Annotated in this window: 17 protein-coding genes and 2 pseudogenes; 12 read left to right on the forward strand and 7 right to left on the reverse strand. The window is 70.2% G+C overall.

The window, feature by feature from the left end; translation table 11 throughout:
- Positions 1-351: 351 nt before the first annotated feature.
- Together CLM62_RS43160 and CLM62_RS43165 are read right to left on the reverse strand one after the other, a co-directional pair.
- Positions 352-1329, reverse strand: a complete 978-nt coding sequence (locus CLM62_RS43160; RefSeq protein ID WP_095755351.1) for a threo-3-hydroxy-L-aspartate ammonia-lyase — start codon at positions 1327-1329, stop codon at positions 352-354.
- Positions 1326-2066 carry a transcriptional regulator gene (locus CLM62_RS43165; RefSeq protein ID WP_373559243.1) on the reverse strand — a complete coding sequence of 247 codons (741 nt, stop codon included), beginning with the start codon at positions 2064-2066 and terminating at the stop codon, positions 1326-1328. Before CLM62_RS43165 ends, CLM62_RS43160 begins: the two co-directional genes overlap by 4 nt.
- A 221-nt stretch (positions 2067-2287) precedes the next feature.
- Between CLM62_RS43165 and CLM62_RS43170 the strand changes: the two genes are divergently transcribed.
- The 4 genes from CLM62_RS43170 (at position 2288) to CLM62_RS43185 (ending at position 8914) form a co-directional block, all read left to right on the forward strand.
- Complete coding sequence (locus tag CLM62_RS43170) at positions 2288-3451, forward strand: sugar MFS transporter (RefSeq protein ID WP_179382467.1); 1164 nt, start codon at positions 2288-2290, stop codon at positions 3449-3451.
- A 122-nt stretch (positions 3452-3573) separates the two neighbouring features.
- Positions 3574-5334: a glycoside hydrolase family 35 protein gene (locus CLM62_RS43175; RefSeq protein WP_095755353.1), complete on the forward strand. Its 1761-nt coding sequence runs from the start codon at positions 3574-3576 to the stop codon at positions 5332-5334.
- Complete coding sequence (locus CLM62_RS43180) at positions 5334-7727, forward strand: beta-galactosidase (RefSeq protein ID WP_095755354.1); 2394 nt, start codon at positions 5334-5336, stop codon at positions 7725-7727. The genes CLM62_RS43175 and CLM62_RS43180 overlap by 1 nt, the downstream gene beginning before the upstream one ends.
- Positions 7728-7849: 122 nt before the next feature.
- Entirely contained in the window at positions 7850-8914 is a 1065-nt protein-coding gene (locus CLM62_RS43185; RefSeq protein WP_095755355.1) for a LacI family DNA-binding transcriptional regulator, read from the forward strand.
- Positions 8915-9042: 128 nt separating this feature from the next.
- On the opposite strand, the pseudogene CLM62_RS53340 reads toward CLM62_RS43185, so the two are convergent.
- Positions 9043-9832: pseudogene (locus CLM62_RS53340) on the reverse strand (SDR family NAD(P)-dependent oxidoreductase).
- 71 nt (positions 9833-9903) lie between these two features.
- Here CLM62_RS53340 and CLM62_RS43195 point away from each other — a divergent pair.
- The 3 genes from CLM62_RS43195 (at position 9904) to CLM62_RS43205 (ending at position 11471) form a co-directional block, all read left to right on the forward strand.
- A complete protein-coding gene (locus CLM62_RS43195; RefSeq protein WP_095755356.1) occupies positions 9904-10359 on the forward strand; it encodes a MarR family winged helix-turn-helix transcriptional regulator in 456 nt (151 codons plus the stop codon).
- A 279-nt stretch (positions 10360-10638) separates the two neighbouring features.
- Positions 10639-11082 carry a LuxR C-terminal-related transcriptional regulator gene (locus CLM62_RS49120; RefSeq protein WP_257004428.1) on the forward strand — a complete coding sequence of 148 codons (444 nt, stop codon included), beginning with the start codon at positions 10639-10641 and terminating at the stop codon, positions 11080-11082.
- Entirely contained in the window at positions 11034-11471 is a 438-nt protein-coding gene (locus CLM62_RS43205) for an MscL family protein (RefSeq protein WP_095755358.1), read from the forward strand. The genes CLM62_RS49120 and CLM62_RS43205 overlap by 49 nt, the downstream gene beginning before the upstream one ends.
- 186 nt (positions 11472-11657) lie before the next feature.
- On the opposite strand, the gene CLM62_RS43210 is transcribed toward CLM62_RS43205, so the two are convergent.
- Positions 11658-12035 carry a VOC family protein gene (locus CLM62_RS43210; RefSeq protein WP_095755359.1) on the reverse strand — a complete coding sequence of 126 codons (378 nt, stop codon included), beginning with the start codon at positions 12033-12035 and terminating at the stop codon, positions 11658-11660.
- Positions 12036-12103: 68 nt separating this feature from the next.
- Here CLM62_RS43210 and CLM62_RS50505 point away from each other — a divergent pair, with 68 nt between their 5' ends.
- On the forward strand, positions 12104-12637 hold the full coding sequence (locus tag CLM62_RS50505; protein WP_179382468.1) for a hypothetical protein: 534 nt from the start codon (positions 12104-12106) through the stop codon (positions 12635-12637).
- Positions 12638-12687: 50 nt separating this feature from the next.
- Here the strand turns inward: CLM62_RS50505 and CLM62_RS53345 are convergent.
- Positions 12688-12855, reverse strand: a pseudogene (locus CLM62_RS53345) (hypothetical protein); the annotation flags it as partial.
- Between CLM62_RS53345 and CLM62_RS43225 the strand changes: the two are divergent.
- Positions 12786-13565 carry an aldo/keto reductase gene (locus tag CLM62_RS43225; protein WP_095755360.1) on the forward strand — a complete coding sequence of 260 codons (780 nt, stop codon included), beginning with the start codon at positions 12786-12788 and terminating at the stop codon, positions 13563-13565. The pseudogene CLM62_RS53345 and the gene CLM62_RS43225 overlap by 70 nt on opposite strands.
- A 269-nt stretch (positions 13566-13834) precedes the next feature.
- On the opposite strand, the gene CLM62_RS43235 is transcribed toward CLM62_RS43225, so the two are convergent.
- Positions 13835-17416, reverse strand: a complete 3582-nt coding sequence (locus CLM62_RS43235) for a family 78 glycoside hydrolase catalytic domain (protein ID WP_218835669.1) — start codon at positions 17414-17416, stop codon at positions 13835-13837.
- Positions 17417-17753: 337 nt separating this feature from the next.
- Between CLM62_RS43235 and CLM62_RS52460 the strand changes: the two genes are divergently transcribed.
- From CLM62_RS52460 to CLM62_RS43245, 3 genes are all read left to right on the forward strand, one after another.
- Positions 17754-17900, forward strand: a complete 147-nt coding sequence (locus CLM62_RS52460) for a hypothetical protein (RefSeq protein WP_257004421.1) — start codon at positions 17754-17756, stop codon at positions 17898-17900.
- A complete protein-coding gene (locus CLM62_RS43240) occupies positions 17897-18208 on the forward strand; it encodes a MarR family transcriptional regulator (protein ID WP_257004422.1) in 312 nt (103 codons plus the stop codon). Before CLM62_RS52460 ends, CLM62_RS43240 begins: the two co-directional genes overlap by 4 nt.
- A gap of 174 nt (positions 18209-18382) precedes the next feature.
- Positions 18383-19366, forward strand: coding sequence for an Lrp/AsnC family transcriptional regulator (locus tag CLM62_RS43245; RefSeq protein ID WP_095755361.1), 984 nt, complete (start codon positions 18383-18385; stop codon positions 19364-19366).
- A 73-nt stretch (positions 19367-19439) separates the two neighbouring features.
- Here CLM62_RS43245 and CLM62_RS43250 read toward each other — a convergent pair whose 3' ends face one another.
- Complete coding sequence (locus CLM62_RS43250; RefSeq protein ID WP_143659246.1) at positions 19440-21917, reverse strand: MFS transporter; 2478 nt, start codon at positions 21915-21917, stop codon at positions 19440-19442.
- Positions 21918-22439 lie beyond the last annotated feature (522 nt).

Raw genomic sequence — 22439 nt, forward strand, 5'->3', positions numbered from 1 at the left:
TCCGCCTGTCCACCCGGCGCCGCCATTCGGGTGACGGCCAGGGCCTGTCCGGCGGATCAGGCCGCAGGAAAGCAACGGCGCCTCGTCACCGCAGGTGAGGGGGCGATGGGGTCCCCCGCGCGAGCGCATTCGAGCGTGGGGGAGCGTCCAGCTGCAAGGCGGAGGAGGCTGTGACATCAGCCGCTGCCGCGGCGGGCGACGCGATGGGGGTCGCCCCGCGCGAGGTTGTTCGAGCGTAGGGGAGTCGGCAACCGACGACAACGCGGCAGATCGGCGCCCGCCGCGAAGCGGCTGGTGTCACGGCGACCCCGAGTCTGCGGCATGATCCGCCGGACAGGCCCTGGGCCGGTGTCAGGCCACGGTCCGGCAGAGCCGGGCGAAGCGCTCGGCGTCGACGTTCCCTCCCGAGATGATCACGCCGACCCGGCGCGGGAGGGGGCCCGCGCGGCCGGCGAGCAGGGCGGCCAGCGGAGTGGCACCGCTGGGCTCGACGACGATCTTCAGGCGTTCGAACGCGAAGCGCATGGCGTCCCGGATCTCGTCGTCGGACACCAGGGCGATGGCGTCGACGAGCAGCCGGTTCATGGAGAAGGTCAGTTCGCCGGGGGTGTGCAGCGCCTGGCCGTCGGCGATGGTGTGCGGCACCGGGATCGCGACGCGCCGACCCGCCTCCAGGGACCGCTTCGTGTCGTCCCCGGCCTCCGGCTCGACGCCGATCACGCGGATGCCCGCGTACAGACCCTTGGCCGCCGTGGCGCTCCCGGCGATCAGTCCGCCGCCGCCGACCGGTGTCATCAGGGCATCCAACTCCCCCACTTCTTCGAGGAGTTCGAGAGCGGCGGTGCCCTGCCCGGCGATCACGTGCGGGTGCTCGTAGGGCGGGATCAGCGCCAGGCCCCGTTCGGCGGCCAGAGCCTCGGCGATGGCCACACGGTCGCCGGTGTAGCGGTCGTACGACACGATCTCGGCGCCGTAGCCCGCGGTGGCGTCCCGCTTGGAGGGCGGAGCGTCCTCGGGCATGACGATCACCGCGGTGGTGCCGAGCTCCCGGGCGGCCAGGGCGACGGCCTGGGCGTGGTTCCCGGAGGAGTAGGCGGCGATGCCCCGGGCCAGTTGCTCCGGGGCGAGCCGGGAGGCCGCGTTGTAGGCGCCGCGGAACTTGAAGGCCCCTACGCGCTGGAAGTTCTCGCACTTGAGGAAGACCTCGGCGCCGACGAGCGCGTCCAGCGTGCGCGAGCGCAGCACCGGCGTGCGGTGCGCGACGCCCTTGAGCCGGGTGGCCGCGTCACGGATGTCGTCGAGGGTGACCGGCGGGGTGGTAGTCGTCACGCGTGCCCTCCAGCGGAGTCGGAAGCGGTGTCCGAACGGGTGTCGGACGTGGTGTCGGAACGGGTGTCGGAGGTGGTGTCGGACGCCGCCCGGGCCTGGGCGAGGTAGCTGTACGCGGAGGCGCGGGAGATGCCGAGCCGGCCGGCCACCTGCTCGACCGAGCGGCGCACCGCGAACACCCCCCGCTCGTCCAGGCTGCGGAACAGCTCCAGGCGTGCCGCACGGTCGAGGCCCGCCCAGCTCTGGTGCCGCCCCAGGTGGTGGTCGTCGAGGATGACGTCGACGACGGAGTCGATGTCGTTGCCGAAGGTGGTGACGGGCAGCTCGGCGGAGGTCCCGCCGATGCCGGCGAGCGCTCCGAGCAGGGTGCGGGCTTCGGTGACCGCGGAGACGTCCAGGTTCACGCACACCGCGCCGAACACCGCGCCGGTGGAATCCCGCAGCACCATCGTGGACGACTTGACGGTCTTCCCGGTCCGGGTCCGGGTGACGTAGTTCAGTTCGTCGCCCGCGTCCTCGCCACGGGCGACGATCCGCATGCCGATCTCACTCATCGCCCCGCCCACCGCACGACCCGTCACCGAGCCGGCGAGGGCGACCACCGACTTCTCCGGCCGTCGGTAGTCATGGAGAACCACCTCGCACATCGGGCCGAAAGTCGCCGCGAGCCCGTCGATGACGGGCGTCAGCGTGGCGATGATCGCGTCCCGCTCGGGCTCGACGCTCGCTTCGTCCACCGACACCCTCCTCGCTGCCACATCCAGGATCACTAGACTACACGTCCAGCTCCTGGACGAACAGTCCAATCCGGGACAGTCCGATTACCCTCTCCGTCCACCTCCGTCTACCTCCGTCCAGAATCTTGACGCGCCGAATGTTACCGGTAACATCACTGGCTGTCGGACCCAACGAAAGGTGTGCCGTGCCGGGGGAAAAGCGCGTCGTCGACACCAGGCCCATGGCATCCGCACAGCCGGACGCCCCGATCTTCAGCCCCGCCGCCGTGGTCGCCTCCTGCGTGGGCTTCGTCCTCATCGGCGCCCTCCAGGCCCTGTACGGGCCGGCCATCCCCGCCTTCCGCGAGGAGTTCGGGCTGACGCCCTCGGCCGCCGGGCTGGGGCTGAGCGCCCACTTCGTCGGCGGCGTGGCCGGTGTGCTGCTGTTCGACCGGCTCTACGGCCGGCTCGGCAACCGGCAGATCCTCGGCGCCTCGTATCTGCTGATGGCCGTCGGTGCGGCGGGCTTCGCGCTGGCGCCGAACTGGCCTTCCGCGCTGGCCATGGCCCTTCTCGCCGGGCTCGGCTTCGGCGGCATTGACTACGGCCTCAACCAGCTGTTCGCGGTCGGCTTCGGCCACCGGTCGACCGCGATGCTGAACATCCTCAACGCGCATTTCGGCATCGGCGCGATCCTCGGCCCGGCGCTGATCGGCGCGGTCGGCTCCACGCACTATCCGGCCGTCTTCCTCGGGTTCGCGCTGGCCAACCTGCCATTGCTGCTGTGTCTGAAGGGCGTACGCAACCAGGCGCCGCAACCGACTGACGCTCCGGCTTCCGCCGGTGCGCGAGTCCTCGGCCGCAGCCTGGGCTCCGTCCTCGCGGTGTTCGTGGCGCTGTACGTCCTGCATGTGGGCATCGAGGCGGGCGTAGGCGGCTGGGAGCCCACGCACCTGGAGACCGTCGGCTACGGCGCCGGGGCCGCCGCGACCGCCACCTCCGTCTACTGGCTGATGATGACCGTCGGCCGGTTCCTGGTCGCCCCGATCGCCCTGCGCTTCTCGGCACAGACGATCATCGCGGTCTCCTGCGCGGGTATGACGGTCTGTCTGCTGCTCGCCTCGATACCGGCCCTGGCCCCGTACGCGTACGCCGGTGTCGGTCTGTTCATCGCCCCGATCTTCCCCACCGGCCTGCCCTGGCTGCACCGCGCGGCCCCGCGTGCCCGGCGCGCCGGAGCCCTGGTCATCGCCGCCTCCATGGTGGGCGGAGTGGCCGCGGGCCCGGCACTCGGCAAGGCCATCGAAGAGGCCGGCATCCGCGCGGTCCCGCTGCTGCTGTGCGGCGTCTCGGCGTTGTGCCTGGCCGCGACGCTCTGGCTGATCCGCAGCACTCGAACCCGCTGAACCTCACCGCACTATGCCCGCTGAACCCCCAACGCGCTGAAACCGCTGAACCCCCACCGGCCGAACCCCGTTCGACCCCCTGGAGCAAGGCCCCGCATTCCGAACCCGAAGGGAAGCCCCGAATGCCCGCTCTGACCACGTCGTCCGACGGTTTCCTCCTGCACGGCGAGCCGTTCCGGATCATCTCCGGGGCCCTGCACTACTTCCGCGTCCACCCGGACCAGTGGACCGACCGGCTGCGCAAGGCCCGGCTGATGGGCCTCAACACCGTCGAGACGTATCTGCCCTGGAACCTCCACGAGCCCGAACCCGGCACGCTCGTCCTCGACGGACTGCTCGACCTGCCCCGCTTCCTCAGCCTGGCGCGGGCGGAGGGCCTGCACGTCCTGCTGCGCCCCGGGCCGTACATCTGCGCCGAGTGGGACGACGGCGGGCTGCCCGCGTGGCTCGTCTCGGACCCCGGCATCCGGCTGCGCACCAGCGACCCGCGCTTCACCGAGGCCTTCGACCGTTACCTCGACCAACTGCTGCCTCCGCTGCTGCCGCACCTCGCCGCGAACGGCGGTCCGGTGATCGCCGTGCAGGTGGAGAACGAGTACGGGGCCTACGGCGACGACACCGCGTACCTCAAGCACGTCGAACAGGCCCTGCGCTCCCGTGGTGTCGACGAACTGCTGTTCACCTGCGACCAGGCCAATGCCGAACACCTGGCCGCCGGCAGCCTGCCCGGCACGGTCGCCACCGCCACCTTCGGCAGCCGGATCGACGAGCATCTGGCCGCATTGCGCGCCCACCGGCCCGAAGGCCCGCTGATGTGCTCCGAGTTCTGGATCGGCTGGTTCGACCACTGGGGCGGGCCGCACCACGTCCGGTCGGCGGAAGACGCCGCGGCCGACCTCGACCGGCTGCTGTCCGCGGGCGCCTCCGTCAACCTCTACATGTTCCACGGCGGCACCAACTTCGGCTTCACCAACGGCGCCAACCACCACCACACCTACGCGCCCACCGTCACGTCGTACGACTACGACGCCCCGCTCACCGAATGCGGCGACCCGAGCCCCAAGTACCACGCGTTCCGCGAGGTCATCGCCCGGCACGCGCCGGTCCCCGACGAGCCGGCGCCGGCGCAGGGAGCCAAACTTCCGCCCGTCGCCGTCGACTTGGACCGCCGGGCGCCGCTGCTGCCGTATCTCCGCACACTGGACGGAGCGGTGCGCACCCAGGACCCGGTGACGATGAACGAACTCGGGGTGCACTCCGGGTACGTCCTGTACCGCACCACCGTTCCCGCCTCCGGCGACGGTCTGCTGCACTTCGCGGGCGGCGTCGGCGACCGCGCCCAGGTCTTCGTGGACGGCGCCTCCGTCGGCGTACTGGAACGCGAGCGCCACGACGAGACGCTGCCCGTGCGGGTTCCAGAGCCCGGTGCCGTCCTCGAGGTCCTGGTGGAGAACCAGGGCGGGGTCAACTACGGGCCGCGCATCGGCGCGCCCAAGGGGCTGCTCGGCCCGGTGTCCTTCCAGGGCGCCGCCCTGCAGGGCTGGGAGTGCCGGCCCGTCCCGCTGGGCGACCTGGATGCGGTGCCGTTCGTGCGGTCCGACGCGGACACGGACGCCGTTCCCGCCTTCCACCACGGCACGTTCGAGGTGGACACGCCGACCGACACGTTCCTCGCCCTGCCCGGCTGGACCAAGGGCCAGGCGTGGGTCAACGGCTTCCACCTCGGCCGCTACTGGAACCGCGGCCCACAGCGCACCCTGTACGTCCCCGGCCCGGTACTGCGCCCCGGCCGCAACGAGCTCGTCCTGCTGGAGCTGCACGCCACGACCGGCACCCGCGCCCGGCTCACCGACACCCCCGACCTCGGACCGGAGAACAACTGATGGCCCACCCGCACCACCTGCGCGTCCCCTTCCCCGCCGGTCCCCCGCTGACCGGGCATCTGCCCTTCGCCGACGCCCCCGGGGTCCCCGATCCCATCGAGGTCAACAGCCGTTGGCTCACGCGCGGCGGCCGCCCCTGGTTCCCGGTCTCCGGCGAGTTCCACTACTCCCGCTTTCCGGCCGCCGAATGGGAGGAGGAGCTGCTGAAGATGAAGGCGGGCGGGGTGACCGCCGTCGCCAGTTACATCATCTGGATCCACCACGAGGAGATCGAGGGCCGCGTCCGCTTCGACGGTGACCGCGACCTGCGCCGCTTCGCCGAACTGTGCGCCCGGCACGGCCTCGACTTCATCCCGCGCGTCGGCCCCTGGTCCCACGCGGAAGTCCGGGGCGGAGGCCTGCCCGACTGGCTGCTGGCCCGCGACTGCACCCCGCGCACCGACGACCCGGCCTATCTGGAGCCCGTACGCACCTGGTTCGCGGCCATCGCCGAGCAACTGCGAGGCCTCGACCGGGCCCACGGCGGCCCGATCGTGGCGATCCAGATCGAGAACGAGCTCTACGACCAGCCCGGCCACCTCCTCACCCTCAAGCGGATGGCCCAAGAGGCCGGCATGAGCGCCCCGTTGTGGACGTCGACGGCCTGGGGCGGGGTCCAGCTCCCGCCCGATGAGCTGCTGCCGCTGTACGGCGGCTACACCGAGACGTTCTGGACCGAAGCGGACGGCGGCTGGCCCGACACCTGCCGCAAGCACTTCTTCTTCACCCACCAGCGCGACGACGAGGGCATCGGCGCCGATCTGAGGCCCACGACCGTGCGCGGCGGCGACCCGGACGCCTTCGCGGACCGCTTTCCCTGGACCACCTGCGAGTTGGGCGGCGGCATGGCGGTGTCGTACCACCGGCGGCCGCGCGTCGACGCGGAGGACATCGGCGCGCTGGGCCTCACCAAGATCGGCTGCGGTTCGGTCTGGCAGGGCTTCTACATGTTCCACGGCGGCACGAACCCCGCCGGTGAGCTCACCACCCTGCAGGAGTCCCACGCCACCGGCTATCCCAACGACCTGCCGGTCCTGACGTACGACTTCCAGGCGCCGCTCGGCGAGTACGGCCAGTACCGGCCGACGTACCACGAACTGCGGCTCCAGCACCTGCTGCTGGCCGACTTCGGCGACCGCATCGCGCCGATGGAGTCCGTGCTGCCGGAGCGCCGGCCGAGCGGGCAGGACGACCGGGACACCCTGCGGTGGGCGGTGCGCACCGACGGCACCTCGGGGTTCCTGTTCGTCAACAACCATCAGCCGCACGAGCCCCTGCCGGACCACCCGGAGACGTCGTTCACGGTCGAATTCCCCGGTGACGGGGGCCCCTTGACCCTGCCGGCCGCTCCCGTCACCGTGCCGCGCGGTGCCTACTTCTGCTGGCCGCTGCGGCTCGACGTGGCGGGGCTGCGGCTGGAGTGGGCCACCGCCCAGCCGGTGTGCACGGTCGACGTGGACGGTCGTACGGTCCTGGTGCTGGCCGCGACCGAGGGCATCGCCCCCGAACTCGCCCTGGACGCGGCCACGGTGACGTCGGTCAGCACGCCGTCCGGGGACGTCACCCCCGTCGGCGGCCGGGTCATGGTGACCGGGCTGCGGCCCGGTACCGGCGCTCTGGTCAAGGTGGAGACGGCGGACGGCGGCCGGGTCGGTCTGCTGGTCCTGGACGCGGCGACGGCACGCACCGCCTACCGGGGCATGGCCTGGGGCGCCGAGCGGCTGGTGCTGTGCGAGGCGGGGGTCGTCTTCGACTCGTTCGGCCGGGAGGAGGTACGGCTGCACGGCTCGGCCGCGCCGGTGTCGTTCGCGGTGCTGCCCGCGCCGGAGCGGGCGCCGGTGGTGGACGGGGCGTCGATGAGCGTGTCGGCGGACGGGGTGTTCACCCGTTACGCGGCCGATGGCGGCTTCGCTGCCGATGGCGCCTGCGTCCCGGTCACCCTGGTCCGGCCCGCCGGTCCCGCCCCCGACACCGCCACCGGCGTGCTGGACCGGGCGAGCGCGCCCGCGGACAAGTACTTCGACACCGTGGCCGCCGAGTACCGCGTCGACGTACCGGACGATCTGCCGCCGGGGACGATCCTGCGCCTGCACTGGAGCGGGGACGTGGGGCGGGCGTATGTGGGCGACACCCTCGTGGCCGATCAGTTCTTCTCCGGGCGTGTCTGGGACATCGGCGTCGACCGGCTGCCCGCCGACGCCCTGCGCGCCGAGGGGCTACGGCTGCGTGTGCTGCCGTTGCACCCGGACGCACCCGTGTATGTGCCGCGGGAGGCGGTCGGTGCCGGGGAGAGCGCCGCCGTCACGCACGCCGAGTGGATCACCCGCCGCCGCTGGACGGTCCGGGCCGGCTGAGACGCCGACCCGGGGTGCTCCCGAGGGCTCGGCGCGCCTGAGTCCTCGGGACGGTCCCGCCTATGCTGTGGTCCTGCCGGGCGGGACGAGGCCGCCGTAACGATGTCGAGGAAACTGTCACCATGACCCGAAGTGCCGCCGACGGGGCGGTTCCGAAGGGGCGCAGCAGACGGAACTTCGCGGGCGCGCGTCCCGTGATGGACGACGTGGCCCGGCTGGCCGGTGTCTCCAAGCAGACCGTCTCCCGCGTGCTGAACGACCATCCGTCCGTCCGCCCCGCGACGCGCGAGGCGGTCGTGGAGGCCATGCGCACGCTGGGCTACCGGCCCAGCCGCAGCGCCAGGTCGCTGGCCAGCGGCCGGACCCGGATGCTCGGGGTCATCTCCTTCGACGCCGCCCGCTACGGTCCGGCCTCCGTCCTCACCGCGATCAACACGGCGGCGCAGGAGGCCGGTTACCTGGTGAGCTCCATCGCCCTCGACACGGCCGACCACGACACGGTGATCGAGGCCGTGGACCGGCTGTCGGCCGAGGGCGCGGACGGCGTGATCGCCATCGCCCCGCAGCTGTGGGTGGGCCGGGCCCTGGCCGACACCCACCTGGACACCCCGCTGGTGGTGCTGGAGAACGGCCTCGACAGCGAGACCCACCTGGTCACCGGCGACTCCCGGGCCGGGGCCCGCAAGGCCACCGAGCACCTCCTCGGGCTCGGCCACGCCACCGTCCGGCACCTCGCGGGTCCGACCGGCTGGACCTCGGCCGACCACCGGATGGCCAGTTGGCGCTCGACCCTGGAGGCGGCCGGTGTCGAGATCCCCGAGCCGCTCGTCGGTGACTGGAGCGCCGACTCCGGCTACGACCTGGGGCGCCGGCTCGCCGCGCGGCCGGACGTCACGGCGGTGTTCGTCTCCAACGACCAGATGGCCGTCGGCGTCCTGCACGCGCTGCACGAGGCCGGGCGGCCGGTGCCGGACGAGGTCAGCGTGGTCGGCTACGACGACATCCCGGAGGCCGCCCATCTGCTGCCCCCGCTGACCACCGTCCGCACCGACTTCGCGGAGATCGGCACCCGGTCCCTGCGGCTCCTGCTGAACCGCATCGACGGCTCCACCGAGCCGCCGAAGCCCGAGTCGGTCGTTCCCGTCGACCTCGTCGTCCGCCGCAGCAGCGGACCAGCGCCGCGCTGAAGGGTCAGCAAGCCGACCTGATCCGCTGAGGAGGCGGACGCCAGGTGCGTCGAGTCGATCCGATACGAGTGGTGGACCAGAGCCGAGGAGACGCTGGGAACCATCAGCCCCGCCGGTTGCGGCACCCCCTATGCTCGCGGGCCGGTGTAGCGGGCCGCGAGGGTGGACTGGTTGCCGCCCGTGACCAGGGCGGTCTCCGCGGCGAGCAAGGCGTCTAGGGCGGCGTCCTGGTCCTCCAGGCCAGGGGCGCAGATGGTCTCGCCGAGGCGCAGCCCGGTCAGACTGGCCGAGGCCACATCCTCGGGCGACATCGCCCAGGGGATGCTGCGGCCGGCGCCACTGTTCCAGTCCGTGGCCACAACGCCGGGGCACACCACCTGGACACGGACCGGGGTGTCGGCGAGTTCGCCGGCGAGTGTCCGAGTGAACCCCAGGGTCGCGGCCTTGGCGGCGGCGTACAGCGTGCGCCGGGGCACTCGCGGGTCCATGCTGCCCGCGCTGAAGGCGAGAAGTGAGGCGACGGTGACGATCGTGCCTTCACCTGCCGCGAGCATTCCGGGAAGTGCGGCGCGGACGGTGAATGGGGGCGACGGCGTTGAGGGTGAGCAGGGGGTCGATGTCGGCCACGTCGACATCGGTGAGCGGGGAGTAGCCGCCGGCGCCGGCGTTGCTGATCAGCAGGCCCACGTCCCCGGCTGCCAGGCGGCCGGTAACAGCGGCAATGCCGTCGTGGGTGGCGAGATCGGCGGGCAGCACCTCGACGGCTGCGCCACGGGAGCCGAGCTCCTCGGCGAGACCGCTGAGCCGGTCGGCGCGCCGGGCCACCAGGACGAGGTCGTGGTCGTCCACGAGGAGACGGGCGTAGGCGGCGCCGATGCCGGAGGAGGCGCCAGTGATCAAGGCAATGGTGCGAGTCATGGGACCAGCATCTTTCAACGATGATTGGCTGTCAAACGTTTGATGACTATGAAGTGCCGTATCCTTCTCGCGTGATACGGAATGATGAGGAGCCGGTTGGGCTCGACGCGCTGGACCGGGTGACCTGGGCGTTGCGCCGCGCGGAGCTGGCGGTGCAGACACTCAAGGAACAGCGGCTGCGCCCGCTCGGCATGGCAGTCGCGCACTACGCGCTCCTGATGTCGGTGCACGCGGAACCCGGGCTGGCCGGCGCGGAGCTGGCCCGTCGGCTCAACGTGACTCCCCAAGCTGTCGCTTCGCTGGTGGCGCGACTGGAGGGCCGTGGACAACTGGAGAGACGCGAGCACCCGCGCCACCGGCACGTGCAGGAGCTGCACCTCACCGATGCGGGACGGGAGGCGTTGCGCGCGGCCGACGGAGTGATCGCCGACGTCGAGCGCCACATCACCGATGACCTTGGACCGGACAAGACCGCGCAGCTGCGGGCACTGCTCGACCATGTGACCAAGACGGTCCGCGACCTCTGAGCCCGGCGTCGGGCCACTTTCGCACGTCAGTTTCGCAGCACGGCGGCCCCACAGCATCGGGTGCCGGATGTCCGGTTTCGCGGGCGGCATGGCCAGGGTGCGCGGGGTCACGGGCGGGTCGGCGCGCCAGGAGCCCCGCCCGCACAGCGGTTCTGAGGCCGGTCGAGGAAGCCATGGAGGAGCTGCACCGACGGTGCTTCAGCCCAGGAACGCGCACCCCACCAGGCCGCCCAGGCGATGCCCCTGGTAGCCGAGGCCGGCCGCAAGGTACTCAGCGAGATGCGGGGTCTGCCCGACCGGTTCGCAGGCTCCTGTTCCGCCGAGTGCAGCGTGCACCGATTGCCCAACCCGGACACCGGCGAAAGACAAACCCATCCGCGGCTGGACCGGCTGACCGGGCGGGAGTGCGAGATCCTGCTGCATCTGGCCGAAGGGCTCAGCAACTCGGAACTCGCCGACCGGCTCAAGCTGGCGCCGGGCCGGGCGGCTCGCGCCACGCGCGGCAGTCGACAACCGGAATCGGCGGCCGCGCAGCAGGGCTCTCCCGGGCAGATTACCCACGGCCCAGACGCGCAGGCCGCCGTCCGGGTGCTTACCGCCGTGGCTCACCATCCCCGGGCTGAGTCCGCACTTAGCGTGCTGAGCACTCCTGTCTCCGGAAAGGGAGAAGAAACGTGCTCAAGGGCTTCAAGAACTTCCTCATGCGCGGCGACGTCATCGTGATCGCCGTCGGTCTGGTCACCGCGCTGGCCTTCTCCACTCTGATCAAGGCGTTCACCGACTACGTCATCAACCCGATCGTCGCGCGGTTCCAGGGCGGTGACTCCGCCGGACTGGGCTGGCAACTCGGGGAGGCGGGGAACGACGCGACGTACCTCGACATCGGGCAGTTCATCTCGGCGCTGATCTACTTCCTCATCTTCATGGCAGTCGTGTACTTCCTGATCGTTGTGCCGTACAAGCATTCCCAGGCTCGCCGCGGTGCCACCGTCTTCGGTGAGCCAGGGCCGGTGAAGACCTGCCCAGCCTGTATGGCAGAGGACATCCCCGAGGCGGCGACCAAGTGCCGGTACTGCGGCAGCCAGCAGCCGCCCGCGGGTGTGCCTGCCTGACAGGGCCCTCGTTCGAACGGCCCCGGGGCCCATGAAGCGAAACAGGTCCCGTACGACCGAAGTCGCGCAACACCTGTGGCGTGAAATCAGCTGTCCCGACTCCACACAACTCAGGACAGGCCCGAGACTCCGAGACCGCCGCCCCGGCTCCATTTCGGAGCCGGGGCGGTTTCTCGTCGTGTGCGGTCAGGACTGGGGAGGGTTGCGGCACAGGCAGAACGGATGCCCGGCCGGGTCGATGTAGACCTGCCAGCCGTAGCCGGACTCGCCGACGAAGTTCTTTTGGAGGGTGGCGCCCAGCTTGATCACCCGGCGCTGCTCGGGCTCGAACTCGTCCACTTCGAAGTCGAGGTGGAACTGCTGCGGATGCTCCTGGCCCGGCCAGCTGGGCCGCTGGTAGTTCTCCACCCGCTGAAACGACAGCTCGACGCCGTCGTTGCGCAGGTTGACCCAGTCCTTCTGGCTGATGTCGGTGTTGATCTCCCAGCCCAACAGCTCAGCATAGAACTCGGCCAGCTTCCAGGGGTCGGGGCAGTCGAGAATGACATCGGTGAACCTCAGCATCCGATCATCATAAATCGCGGCGCCGGATGCCCGCGATGCATTTGGCGGTGCACCCCAAGACTTAGTTCGTGGCGCCGTTCACGGCGTATCTGCTCGCCGAGCTGATCCACGCCTCGGGTGTCCTCGCGGTCCTCGTGAGTGGACTGATCATGGCCCAGGTGGCTCCGAGTCTCATCCGCGCCGAGCATCGTCGCCAGACACTGGCCTTCTGGCACCGGGCACGCACCGTCAGCGGGTTCGCGGGCTTCCGGGGCGCGGTGTCGCTCGCCGTGGCGCACTCGGTACCGGAGACCCTCGACTCGGGCGAGCCCTTCCCCGACCGTGCCTTCATCGTCTTCGTCACCTCGGGCGACTGCGGTGAACGACAGCCGCCCCTGGCGCACTGCGTCAGACGGCGCCGCCCAGCCCTCCTGGCGCCATCTCGATCTGCGGCAACGGCCATGGCGTTCCACGCCAGAAGGCCTGTGTTGCGCCCGATGACGAACCCCGCCGTCAGGGTGAAGTCGTCCAGCAGGTACTGCATCTGCGGCTGGACCTCTTGCCGAGTGCTCCGGTTGACCGCAGGCAAGGTCCCCGCGAGGGTCAGGACGTACTCGCGCTGATCGCCGTCGAGGCGGAGAACCTGCGGGAGGGCGTCGAGGACGGCCATGGACGCCTGAACGCGGCCCTGTTCGAGCCGGGTGTGATAATCAGTGCTGATCGCGGCCGGCTGAGCGACTTCCCCACGGCGCAGACCGGGGAGGGGAGGCCCTGGCCCCGGTGCGTGACCAAGTGGTGATCGCCTCCAAGTTCGGATTCCGCATCGAGAACGGTGCCTCAGTCGGACTCAACAGCCGGCCCGAGCAGATCCGGGCCGTCGCCACGGCCTCCCTCGAACGGCTCGGGGTCGAGACGATCGACCTGTTCTACCAGCACCGCGTTGATCCGGAGGTGCCGATCGAAGACGTCGCCGGCACGGTGGGCGAGCTCGTGCAGGAGGGCAAGGTCCGGTGCTTCGGGCTCTCGGAGGCCGGCGCGGAGACCATCCGCCGTGCTCACTCGGTCCACCCGGTGACGGCAGTGCAGAGCGAGTACTCGCTGTGGACCCGGGATCCCGAGCCAGAGGTCCTGCCGACGTGCGCGGCGCTCGGGATCGGATTCGTGCCCTTCAGCCCGCTCGGCAAGGGGTTCCTGACCGGGGCGGTGGACGCGTCGACGTCGTTCACGGCCGGCGACGTCCGCACAACCATTCCACGGTTCACGGCCGACAATCGGGCGGCGAACCAGGTTCTCGTCGAGCACATCGCAACGCTCGCGCAGGCCAAGGACGCCACACCGGGGCAGGTCGCGCTGGCCTGGCTGCTCGCGCAGCATCCGTCGATCGTTCCGATTCCCGGAACGCGACGCATCACGCGCATCGAGGAGAACATCGGCGCCACCCAACTGCCGCTCTCCGCCGACGAACTGGCGGACCTCAACGAACTCGCTGGTCGGGTCGGGGTCCGGGGAGACCGCTACAACGAGCACCACATGTCGCTGGTCGACAAATAGCGGACGAACGGCAGACCAGCCGCGAAGTCTCGCGAGTTCGTCTGCCAGGTCCTGCAGCCGGTCGGCGCGGCGGGCCACCAGGACCAAGTCCGAATCGGCTGCGAGGAGGCGGGCGTAGGCGGCGCCGATTCCGGAGGAGGCGCCGGTTAGGTGCCGTATTCTTGCAGCCTGGGCATGGCGGCAGCGCATGCCAGTCACCTCCTCCACGCCGCCCCTCGGTCACCTCCGCCTGTCCGACCACCCGTCGTTCATGGACAAGGTGGACACATTCACAGGCCCTTTTCGATGCGGTCGATGAGCGCTTGCACCGCCGTTCCCTGGGAGGCTGTCAGCGTTCCCTGGTCCACCTGCCGGGCGGTCCAGTCACCGATGTCGAGCAGACGTGTCCGGGCCCGGTCCACGTGTTCGTCAGTGCTCTGCGCACCACCCGCCCCGTAGGTGGTCCAGGCGGCCTCGACGGAGGTCTGTACCTGACCGGCTTGCTCGCGTGCCGTCGATGCGCCCGGAGCGTCCAGGCTCGCCACCAGGTCACGCAGTTCTCCGGCGGCTTCGTTGGCCTCACCCAGGCCGCCGAGGACGGTGTCGACGCCGAAGCTGTAGGACCCCGACCCGACCTCGAACACGGCTGCCCCGTCCTCCATCCGCAGGAACCGGACTCCCTTGGCGGCGTCGGCCGGTCGGCCGCCCTCAGTGACCGCCCAGCGGCTCTCAGACGGCACGTGCACCTCCGCGACGGTGTTGACCGGCACCGTCACCTTCAGGCCGAACGTGCCGTTGTCGGTGCTCCACTTCGACGACAGAAGGCCGTAGACGGTCTTGAGGCTTCCTGAGCCCTCCGTCAGGTTTCCGCCGGGCACCGGCGCGATCCGGGAGCGCTTGTAGCCGGGGTCGATCGCCGAGAGGCCGCCGAGGTTCTGGAACATCCAGTCGCCCACGGCGCCGTAGGCGTAGTGGTTGAAGGAGTTCATGTCGACCGGGCCGAAGCTGCCGTCGGGCATGATCGAGTTCCAGCGCTCCCACATGGTGGTGGCGCCGCCTGCGACCTCGTAGCCCCAGGACGGGTAGTCCTTGTGCAGCAGCATCTTGTAGGCCAGGTCGTCCCGGCCGATCTTGCTCAACGCGGGCAGCAGCAGCGGGGTGCCGATGAAGCCGGTCCGCAGGTGGTAGTCGGTGACCGCCAGTTTGGCCACGAACTTCTCGCCGACCTTCTCGACCAGTGCCGGATCCCTGACCAGGTCCATGCCGAGGGCCAGCGCGTATCCGGTCTGCGAGTTGCGCTTGACGGTGCCGTCGGCTGCGACGTAGGCCTTGGTGAAGGCGTCGCGGATGTCGGCGGAGAGTTTGCTGTAGTCGGACGCCGCCGCGTCATCGCCCAGGGCCTTGGCCGTCTCGGCCATCATGCGGGCGTTCTCGGCGTAGTAGGCGGTGCCCAGGATGCCCTGCTCGGTCGGGTCGTCCAGGTGCAGCCAGTCGTTGGTGAAGAACGTGGTGCGGCCGGGCTCGAGAAGGTCCGGTCCGGCGCTGTCGCGTACGAACTGGAAGAACTTCTGCATGGCGGGGTAGTTCTCCCGCAGGATGCGGGTGTCGCCGTAGGAACGCCACACCGAGTACGGCACGGTGATCATCACGTCCGACCAGCCGACACCGCTGTCGCCGAACTGACCCTGAGGCGTCGGTACGACCGCCGGCAGGTCACCGTTGGCGTACTGGGAGTTGCGCACGTCCGCCATCCAGTGGGACAGGAACGCGCGGGTGTCGACCAGGTAGTTGGCCGTCGGCGCGAACAGGCTGATGTCTCCCGTCCAGCCCAGGCGTTCGTCGCGGGCGGGGGTGTCGGTGGGAATGGAGAGGAAGTTGCCGCGCTGGCTCCAGGAGATGTTGCTCACCAGCTGGTTGAGCATGGTGTCCGAGGTCTTCAGCGTGCCGGTGGACGGGAGGTCGGATCCCCACACGACGCCCTTGACGTCGAAGAGCGCGGGAGGCTCGTTCAGCCCGGTGATCTCTATGTAGCGGAACCCGTGCTGGGTGAAGGTGGGTTCGTAGGTCACCGTTCCGGTCTCGGCGAAGACGTAGCGGTCGGTGACGCGGGCGCTGCGGAAGTTGTCGGTGTATAGGGTGCCGTTCTTGTTGAGCACCTCCGCGTAGCGGATCTTGACCGTCTGGCCGGAGGAGCCGGTGAGGGTCAGCCGCGACACGCCGACCATGTTCTGACCGAGGTCGTAAACGTAGGTCCCGGGGGTCGGCTCGGTCATCTTCTGCGCCTGGAGCACTTGGGTCTGGCGTACAGGCTCGTCGCTCTGCGGGACCAGGAGGGCGGTCCGGGACGTAAGGCTCGCGGCGGGCTCCCACTTCGCGTCGTCGAATCCCGGTCGGCTCCAGCCCGACGGCTCCAGACGGGCGTCATAGGTCTCGCCGTCCTGCAGATCGGCCTTGACGTAGGGCCCGTCCGACGCCTTCCACGAACCGTCCGTGGCGATCCACTGGATGGAGCCGTCGGTGTAGGTGATGCGCATCTTCGCCACGAGTGCGGGGGTGTCCCCGTACTGGCGGCTCCAGCCGAGCCCGACCTTGCCGGCCCACCAGCCGTCCGCCAGGGAAGCGCCGATCACGTTGTCGCCGCCTTCGAGCAGCTTCGTGACGTCGTAGCTCTGGGACTGGATGCGCTTGTGGTAGTTCGTCCAGCCCGGCGCGAGCACCTGGTCGCCGACCGGCTTGCCGTTGAGCTCCAGTTCGTAGAGGCCGAGTGCCGATGCGTAGATCCGCGCGGAGGCGACCTCCTTGCCGGCCTTGGTGGCGAAGTCCCTGCGCAGCAGCGGCAGCGGCCGGGCCGCGGGTCCGTAGAGGGCGTCCGTGGTGCCGGACACCACGAGGGCGGAGTCGACGATCTCACCGCCGGTGAACGGGTTCCGGCCGGAGGCGAAGTCGGTGTCGAGCAGCGTGCCGCCGTCGGTGCCGGTCACGACGGCGTCGTAGACGGTTCCGCGTTCGCCGCAGCAAGCGTGGGTGCGGAAACCGATGTAGCCCTTGGTGAAAGTGGAGTCCGTGAAGGTGCTGACCAGCTTGCCGTCGAGGGTCGTCTTGATGGTGGTGCCCACCACGTCGTAGCGGACCGTGTGCCGGCCGGCGAGGAGAGCGGCGTCGGTGAAGCCGAAGGGCGCGAGATCCACCTGCTGAGCCACTGTGTAGGTGCCCTTGACCTGCTTGTGCAGTCTCAGCATCGGGGTCGGGCCCGTGACGTTGAACTGCCACATGTACCCGTTGCTCGCATCGGAGGCACGCAGGAACATGCCGAAGGCAGCGCTGTCCAACTTGAACTCGACCGTGGCGGTGTAGTCGGTCCACTTGTCCAGCTCGCTGGGAGCCGCAGGGCGAGTGATCCACTGGGCCCCGTCCCAGTCGCCGGCGTCCAGCAGACCCGTCTCGAAGTACGCGTGCGCGCTCCACGGGCTGGCGACTCCCTTGTCGTCCCAGGCCCGAACGCGCCAGTAGTAACGGGTGGCCGCATCCAGGTCAGGACCGCCGTACCGCACGCCGACCTGACGGTCGGTCGCCACCTTTCCGGACGACCACACATCGGCAGACCCCGGCGTGCGTCCGACCTGGATCTCGTAGGCCTGCTGCGAAGTCGCCCGCCTGTTCGACGCCAACTGCCAGCCGAAGACCGGGTCCTCACCGTCGATGCCCAGCGGGTTCGCCCGGCCGTTCGTGGTCAGAGCCTTCACGGAGAACGGCACGTCCGGCACCGACGCCGCGGAGGGCACGGACGTCGGCAGGGCGGCCATGCTTCCGAGTACGGCGAGCACTACGAACCCCCTCAGGAGTACGAGCACGACTGAGCGCTTTTCGCTCATGGCAACTCCGCATTGAATCGTTTCAATCACTCAGGTTGCCCGGACGTTACTGATGTGACGCGTAACACGTCAATAGGCTGTCAGCAGGTGAATCTCGCGATTGTTGGGGAGTTCGGCGCCGACCCAGCTTTTCCGGCAGACCCGCGAGCGGGACCGGCCTGTGCGGATTGCTCTGTCCGGCACTGAAGGCGAGCAACGAGGCGACGGTTTGACGGTGCCGTCGCCGGCGGCCAGGCGCTCGGTCACCGTGGCGAGGCCTTCGGGTGTCCCGAGATCTTCAGATGCTTGTCGAGCACCAAGAAAATTGATGCTTGCTCACGTGCCGTATTGTCGCGGCGTGAGAGTGGATGACGAGGAGCCGATCGCTGCCAACGCACTGGACCGGGTGACCTGGGCGCTGCGGCGTGCGGAGTGGGCCGTCCAGGCCCGCAAAGACCAGCGGCTACGGCCGCTGGGCATGGCGGCCGCGCAGTACTCCCTGTGATCTGCGTCCATACCGATCCCGGGCTGACCGGCGCGGAGCTGGCCCGTCGCCTGAACGTCACGCCCCAAGCGGTGGCCTCCCAGGTGGCTCGTCTGGAGGAGCGGGGCCAACTGGAACGCCGACCACACCCGCGCCACCGCCACGTGCAGGAGCTCCACCTCACCGACGCGGGCCGCGACTCCCTGCGCCGTGCCGATGCCGTGATCGTGGAGATCGAACAGCAGATCAGCCAGAAGCTGGGGCCCGAGAAATCCGCACAGCTGAGGACACTGCTCGATCAGGTGGCCGACGTGGTCCGGGAGGCGTGAGGTCACGCCCCCAGGAGCACATACGTCTCCTCATGGCAGGCTCGGCCGCGGCAGGCATCAACGGCTTCCGTCGGGTGGGTGCGGCGTCGTCCCGGCCGCCTCCAGCGCCCTGATCACCGCCCGTGCCGATCCACGCGTACGGTGGCGCATTCCACCCCGCCCCAAGGAGAACCGGTGGATTTTCCCACGCTCGGCCCCCTCGATCCCCTCGACCTGAAACTGCTGCAAGCCCTGCAGCTCGACGGGCGCGCACCGTTCAGCCGTATCGCCGCCGTCCTCGGGGTCTCCGACCAGACCGTCGCCCGGCGGTACCGACGGCTGCGCAACACCGTCAACGTGCGGGTGCTCGGCATGACGGACGAGAACCGCCTCGGCCGGCAGAGCTGGATCGTACGACTGCACTGCACCCCGGACGTGGCGGAACAGCTCGCGGACGCACTCGCCAAACGCCCGGACACTCTCTACGTGAATCTCATCTCCGGTGGCACGGAGGTCGTCTGCGGCATGAAACCACGCAGCCGAAAGGAGCGGGACGAGCTGCTCTTCGACCGGCTCCAACGCACCCGGCAGATCGTCACGGTGACCGCCCACTGCCTGCTGCACCCCTTCTACGGCGGCTCGCTCGGCTGGCTGAACAAGTCCAACGCGCTCACCCCCGACCAGGAAGCCGCTCTGCGTCTGCCGCCTCCAGTGTCGCTCGATGCCGCCGTCACCCTGGACGCGGCCGACGAGGCGCTGCTCGCGATGCTCCGCCACGACGGCCGGGCCACCCTCACCGACCTGCAGAAGGCCACCGACCAATCGGAGTCCGCGGTCAAACGGCGGCTCGAGAAACTGCGTTCCACCGGCGTGCTGTACTTCGACCTGCAGTACGACCACGGGCCCCTGGGGCAGGACGTCAGCGCCATGCTCTGGCTCACCGTGGCGCCCCGCGTGCTCGCCGACGTCGGCCGCAGCCTCGCCGCACACCCGGAGGTGCATTTCGCGTCCGCCACCACCGGCCAGGCCAACATCGTCGTCTCCGTCCACTTCCGGAGCCCCGACGAGCTGTACACCTACCTGAGCGAGAAGATCGGTGCCCTCGACGGCATCCAAGCGGTCGAGTCGGCCCTCGTCCTGCGCCAGGTCAAGCAACTCACCTACGAACCGAACCGCTGACGGCATGCGCTCGCGTCGAGGTCGGCACGTCGTGGTCCGGGACCGGAAAGGGGCTGCGGATCGGGTGGCCGGCTCAGCACTTCGGGTGAGCCAGCTCCACGTCGAACTCAAGTCCCTTCCCGTCCACGACCACCGGCGCGGCAACCGGCGGATAGCCGCCGGCGATCACCGAGTAGTCGCCCGTGTCCAGGTCGGTGAAGGCATAGCCGCCGTCCGGCCCGGTGGTCGCCGTGCCGATCACGTTGCCCGCCTTGTCCACGAGCGTGACCCGCGCGTCGGTCAGCGGCCGGCGATCGGCGCCCGCCCGCACGGTGCCCCGAAGCACTGCCCCCGGCCACAACGCCACGTCCAGACGGGCGAGTCGAGGACCGAACACCCGCACCGGGAGAGCGGCAGGCCGGAATCCCGCCGCGTTCACCACCACCGTGACATCACCTTCCGGCAGCTCGCCGAACGCGAACGCACCTGACGCGTCGGTCGTTTCAGCGGCCAGTGCCTCTCCCCGCACGTCCGTCACCGCCACCGTCGCGCCCTGCAAGGGCGCCCCGTCCCCGGCGGTGACGACCGTGCCGACCAACCCGCTGTCCGCGGACAGCAGGATGTCGTGGGACAGCGGCTCCTCCCCCACCATCACGGTGGACGCCTGCGGTTGGTGGCCCTCCGCCGCGGCGATCAGCACGTACGATCCCGCACTCGGCGCGTCGAGACGGTAACGGCCTCCGGAATGCGCCACGGCCCGGCCCAGTTGTCGCCCGCCCAGTGAGATCAGCGTCAGCGTGGCTCCCTCGACGGGCTCCTCTGCCGTCCCGAGTATCCGGCCGTACATCGCGGGGCCCGATCCCCCGTCAGGGTCGAACGTGTCACCACCGGTTGCGGAACCGACCGCGCCCGGCCGCTGCCCAGGCTCCCCCGACCGCCCCCGGGCATGGGCACCGACCAGCACCCGCTCCGGCTCGAACTCGACGGAGGGCTCGGCGTCCTCGGGTGCCGCCTGATCCGCAGGGCCGGCGACAGGCGTCATGGTGGGCTGCGGAGTCCGCAGCAGTACAGCGCCGACGAGTGCAGCGAACAAGGCCAGGCATGCGGCCACGATCAGGCACAGGTAGAGGCCGTCGAGGAAGGCCTCACCCACCGCGCCCATGACCCGGCCGGTGTCCTGGCCGAAGTTCAGCCGGGCCGCCGCCCCCAGGCCGCCGGCATCCACGGCGTCGGTGATCCGGTGGGCCACGGGTCCGGTGAGGCCGACGTCGCGCAGGTGGCCGGGCAGGGCGTCGGCGCTCTTCGTCGTCAGCAGGGTGCCCAGCACGGCGGGGCCGAGCGCGCCGCCGACCTGCCGGAAGGCGTTGTTGCCCGCCGACGCCATACCGGCCAAGTGGTGCGGCACCGCCGCGACCGCCGTGGCAGTCATGGGGGTGATCACCATGCCGAGACCGAGGCCGAGCAGGGCCAGCCGCCAGGCCAGCGGACCGAAGCCGGTCCCGGCGTCGATCGCGGTCAAGGACAACAGCGATCCCACAGTGACCAGCAGGCCAGTGGTGATCATGATTCGAGGCGGGATCCGGTGCATGAGGCGGCCTGCCAGCGCGCCCACGACCAGGGACACCACGCTGACGACCAGCAGCCGGTAACCCGCGTGCAGGGTGTCGAGGCGCTGCACCAGGCCGAAGTAGAGGCTGAGGACGAAGAAGAAACCGATCAGCCCCAGGAACGTGATCATGGCGATCAGGGTCGTCGCGCTGAAGGCCGCGCTGCGGAAGAGCGACAGGTCCAGCATCGGGCTGGGGCTGCGCCGCTCGGCCAGGACGAAGGCGATGGCGCTGACCGCCGCGAGCGACAGGGCCGCGATCACCCGCACCTCGGTGAACGATGCGGCGCCGCCCTCGATGACGCCGTAGACGAGCGCGGTGACCGTCACCGCTGCCGTGATCTGGCCGGGCCAGTCCAGCCGACGCTCACCGGGAGCGCGGGAGTCGGTCACCAACGGTGCCGCGACCGCCAGCGTGATGACCGCAACCGGTATGGCCGGCAGGAAGATCCACCGCCAGGTGGTGTGGTCGAGGATCACACCGGCGATCATGGGGCCGACGGCCAGCGCGGCCATCAGGGACGCCGCCCAGAGCCCGACGAACGTGGCCCGCTTGCGCGGATCGGGCACGGCATGACTGATCAGGGCCAGCGTCGACGGCAGCAACGCGGCCGCGCCCAACCCGGCGCACGCCTGACCGACCCACAGGACCTCGACCGACTGTGCCGACAGTGCGATCGCGGCTCCCGCACCGGCCAACACGAGGCCTGCCAGGTACACCTTCTTGCGGCCGTGTACGTCACCGAAGACCCCGGCGGTCAGGATGAAAGCGGCCATGGGGAGCTGGAACGCGGCCGAGACCCAGGTCAGTTGGGAGGTCGACGCGTGCAATGCGCTCGCGATGGCGGGCAGGCTCGCCGAGACGGTGGTCACTGGCAGATAGGCGACGAACATCCCGAGACAGGCCATGACCAGCGTGGCCACTTGCCGTTCTCGGGGCTCGTTCACCGTTGGCGCGACGTTCACGAAACTCTCCCTTGTGGCGCGGCGAGGCCGCACTCGGCTTACAGGCCGATACCTTCCGGCCACCCCCGCCTCCCGAGCCAGTCAGAGCGGCCAGAACCAGGAAAACCGACATCCGGAGCGATCTTGCGCGGGATTTCCGACGGTCAACGCCCGGGCTCCCCAAGGAAGTAGGCGGTCCGCCCTCGACTTCGGTCTGCTGAAGGCGTCCAGCCGCTTCCCGCGCGCGGCGGCCGCGTGCTTGCGATGGCCCGGGTCCACGGGCGGGTCTTCACTCGGCGCGGGTTGCCGGCCCAGGTGTGGGGCGAGGACTTCTTCGGCGACGAGCGCGTCATGGTGCTCCTCCTGGCACTGGCGGCCATGGGGGGGCGACCACCACCCCCATCACCATCCTGCGCGGCCAGATCGAGGGCTTGGCCGACGGCATCTTCGTCCCCGACGACGCGAGTCGGATGACGACGAGCGTCACCCCACGGTCGCTGCCGCCGCAGCGGCGTACCACGGTCGTGGTACACGCAGTGACCG

Source organism: Streptomyces sp. SA15 (assembly GCF_002291145.1).
In the GTDB taxonomy this organism is placed as follows: Bacteria; Actinomycetota; Actinomycetes; order Streptomycetales; family Streptomycetaceae; genus Streptomyces.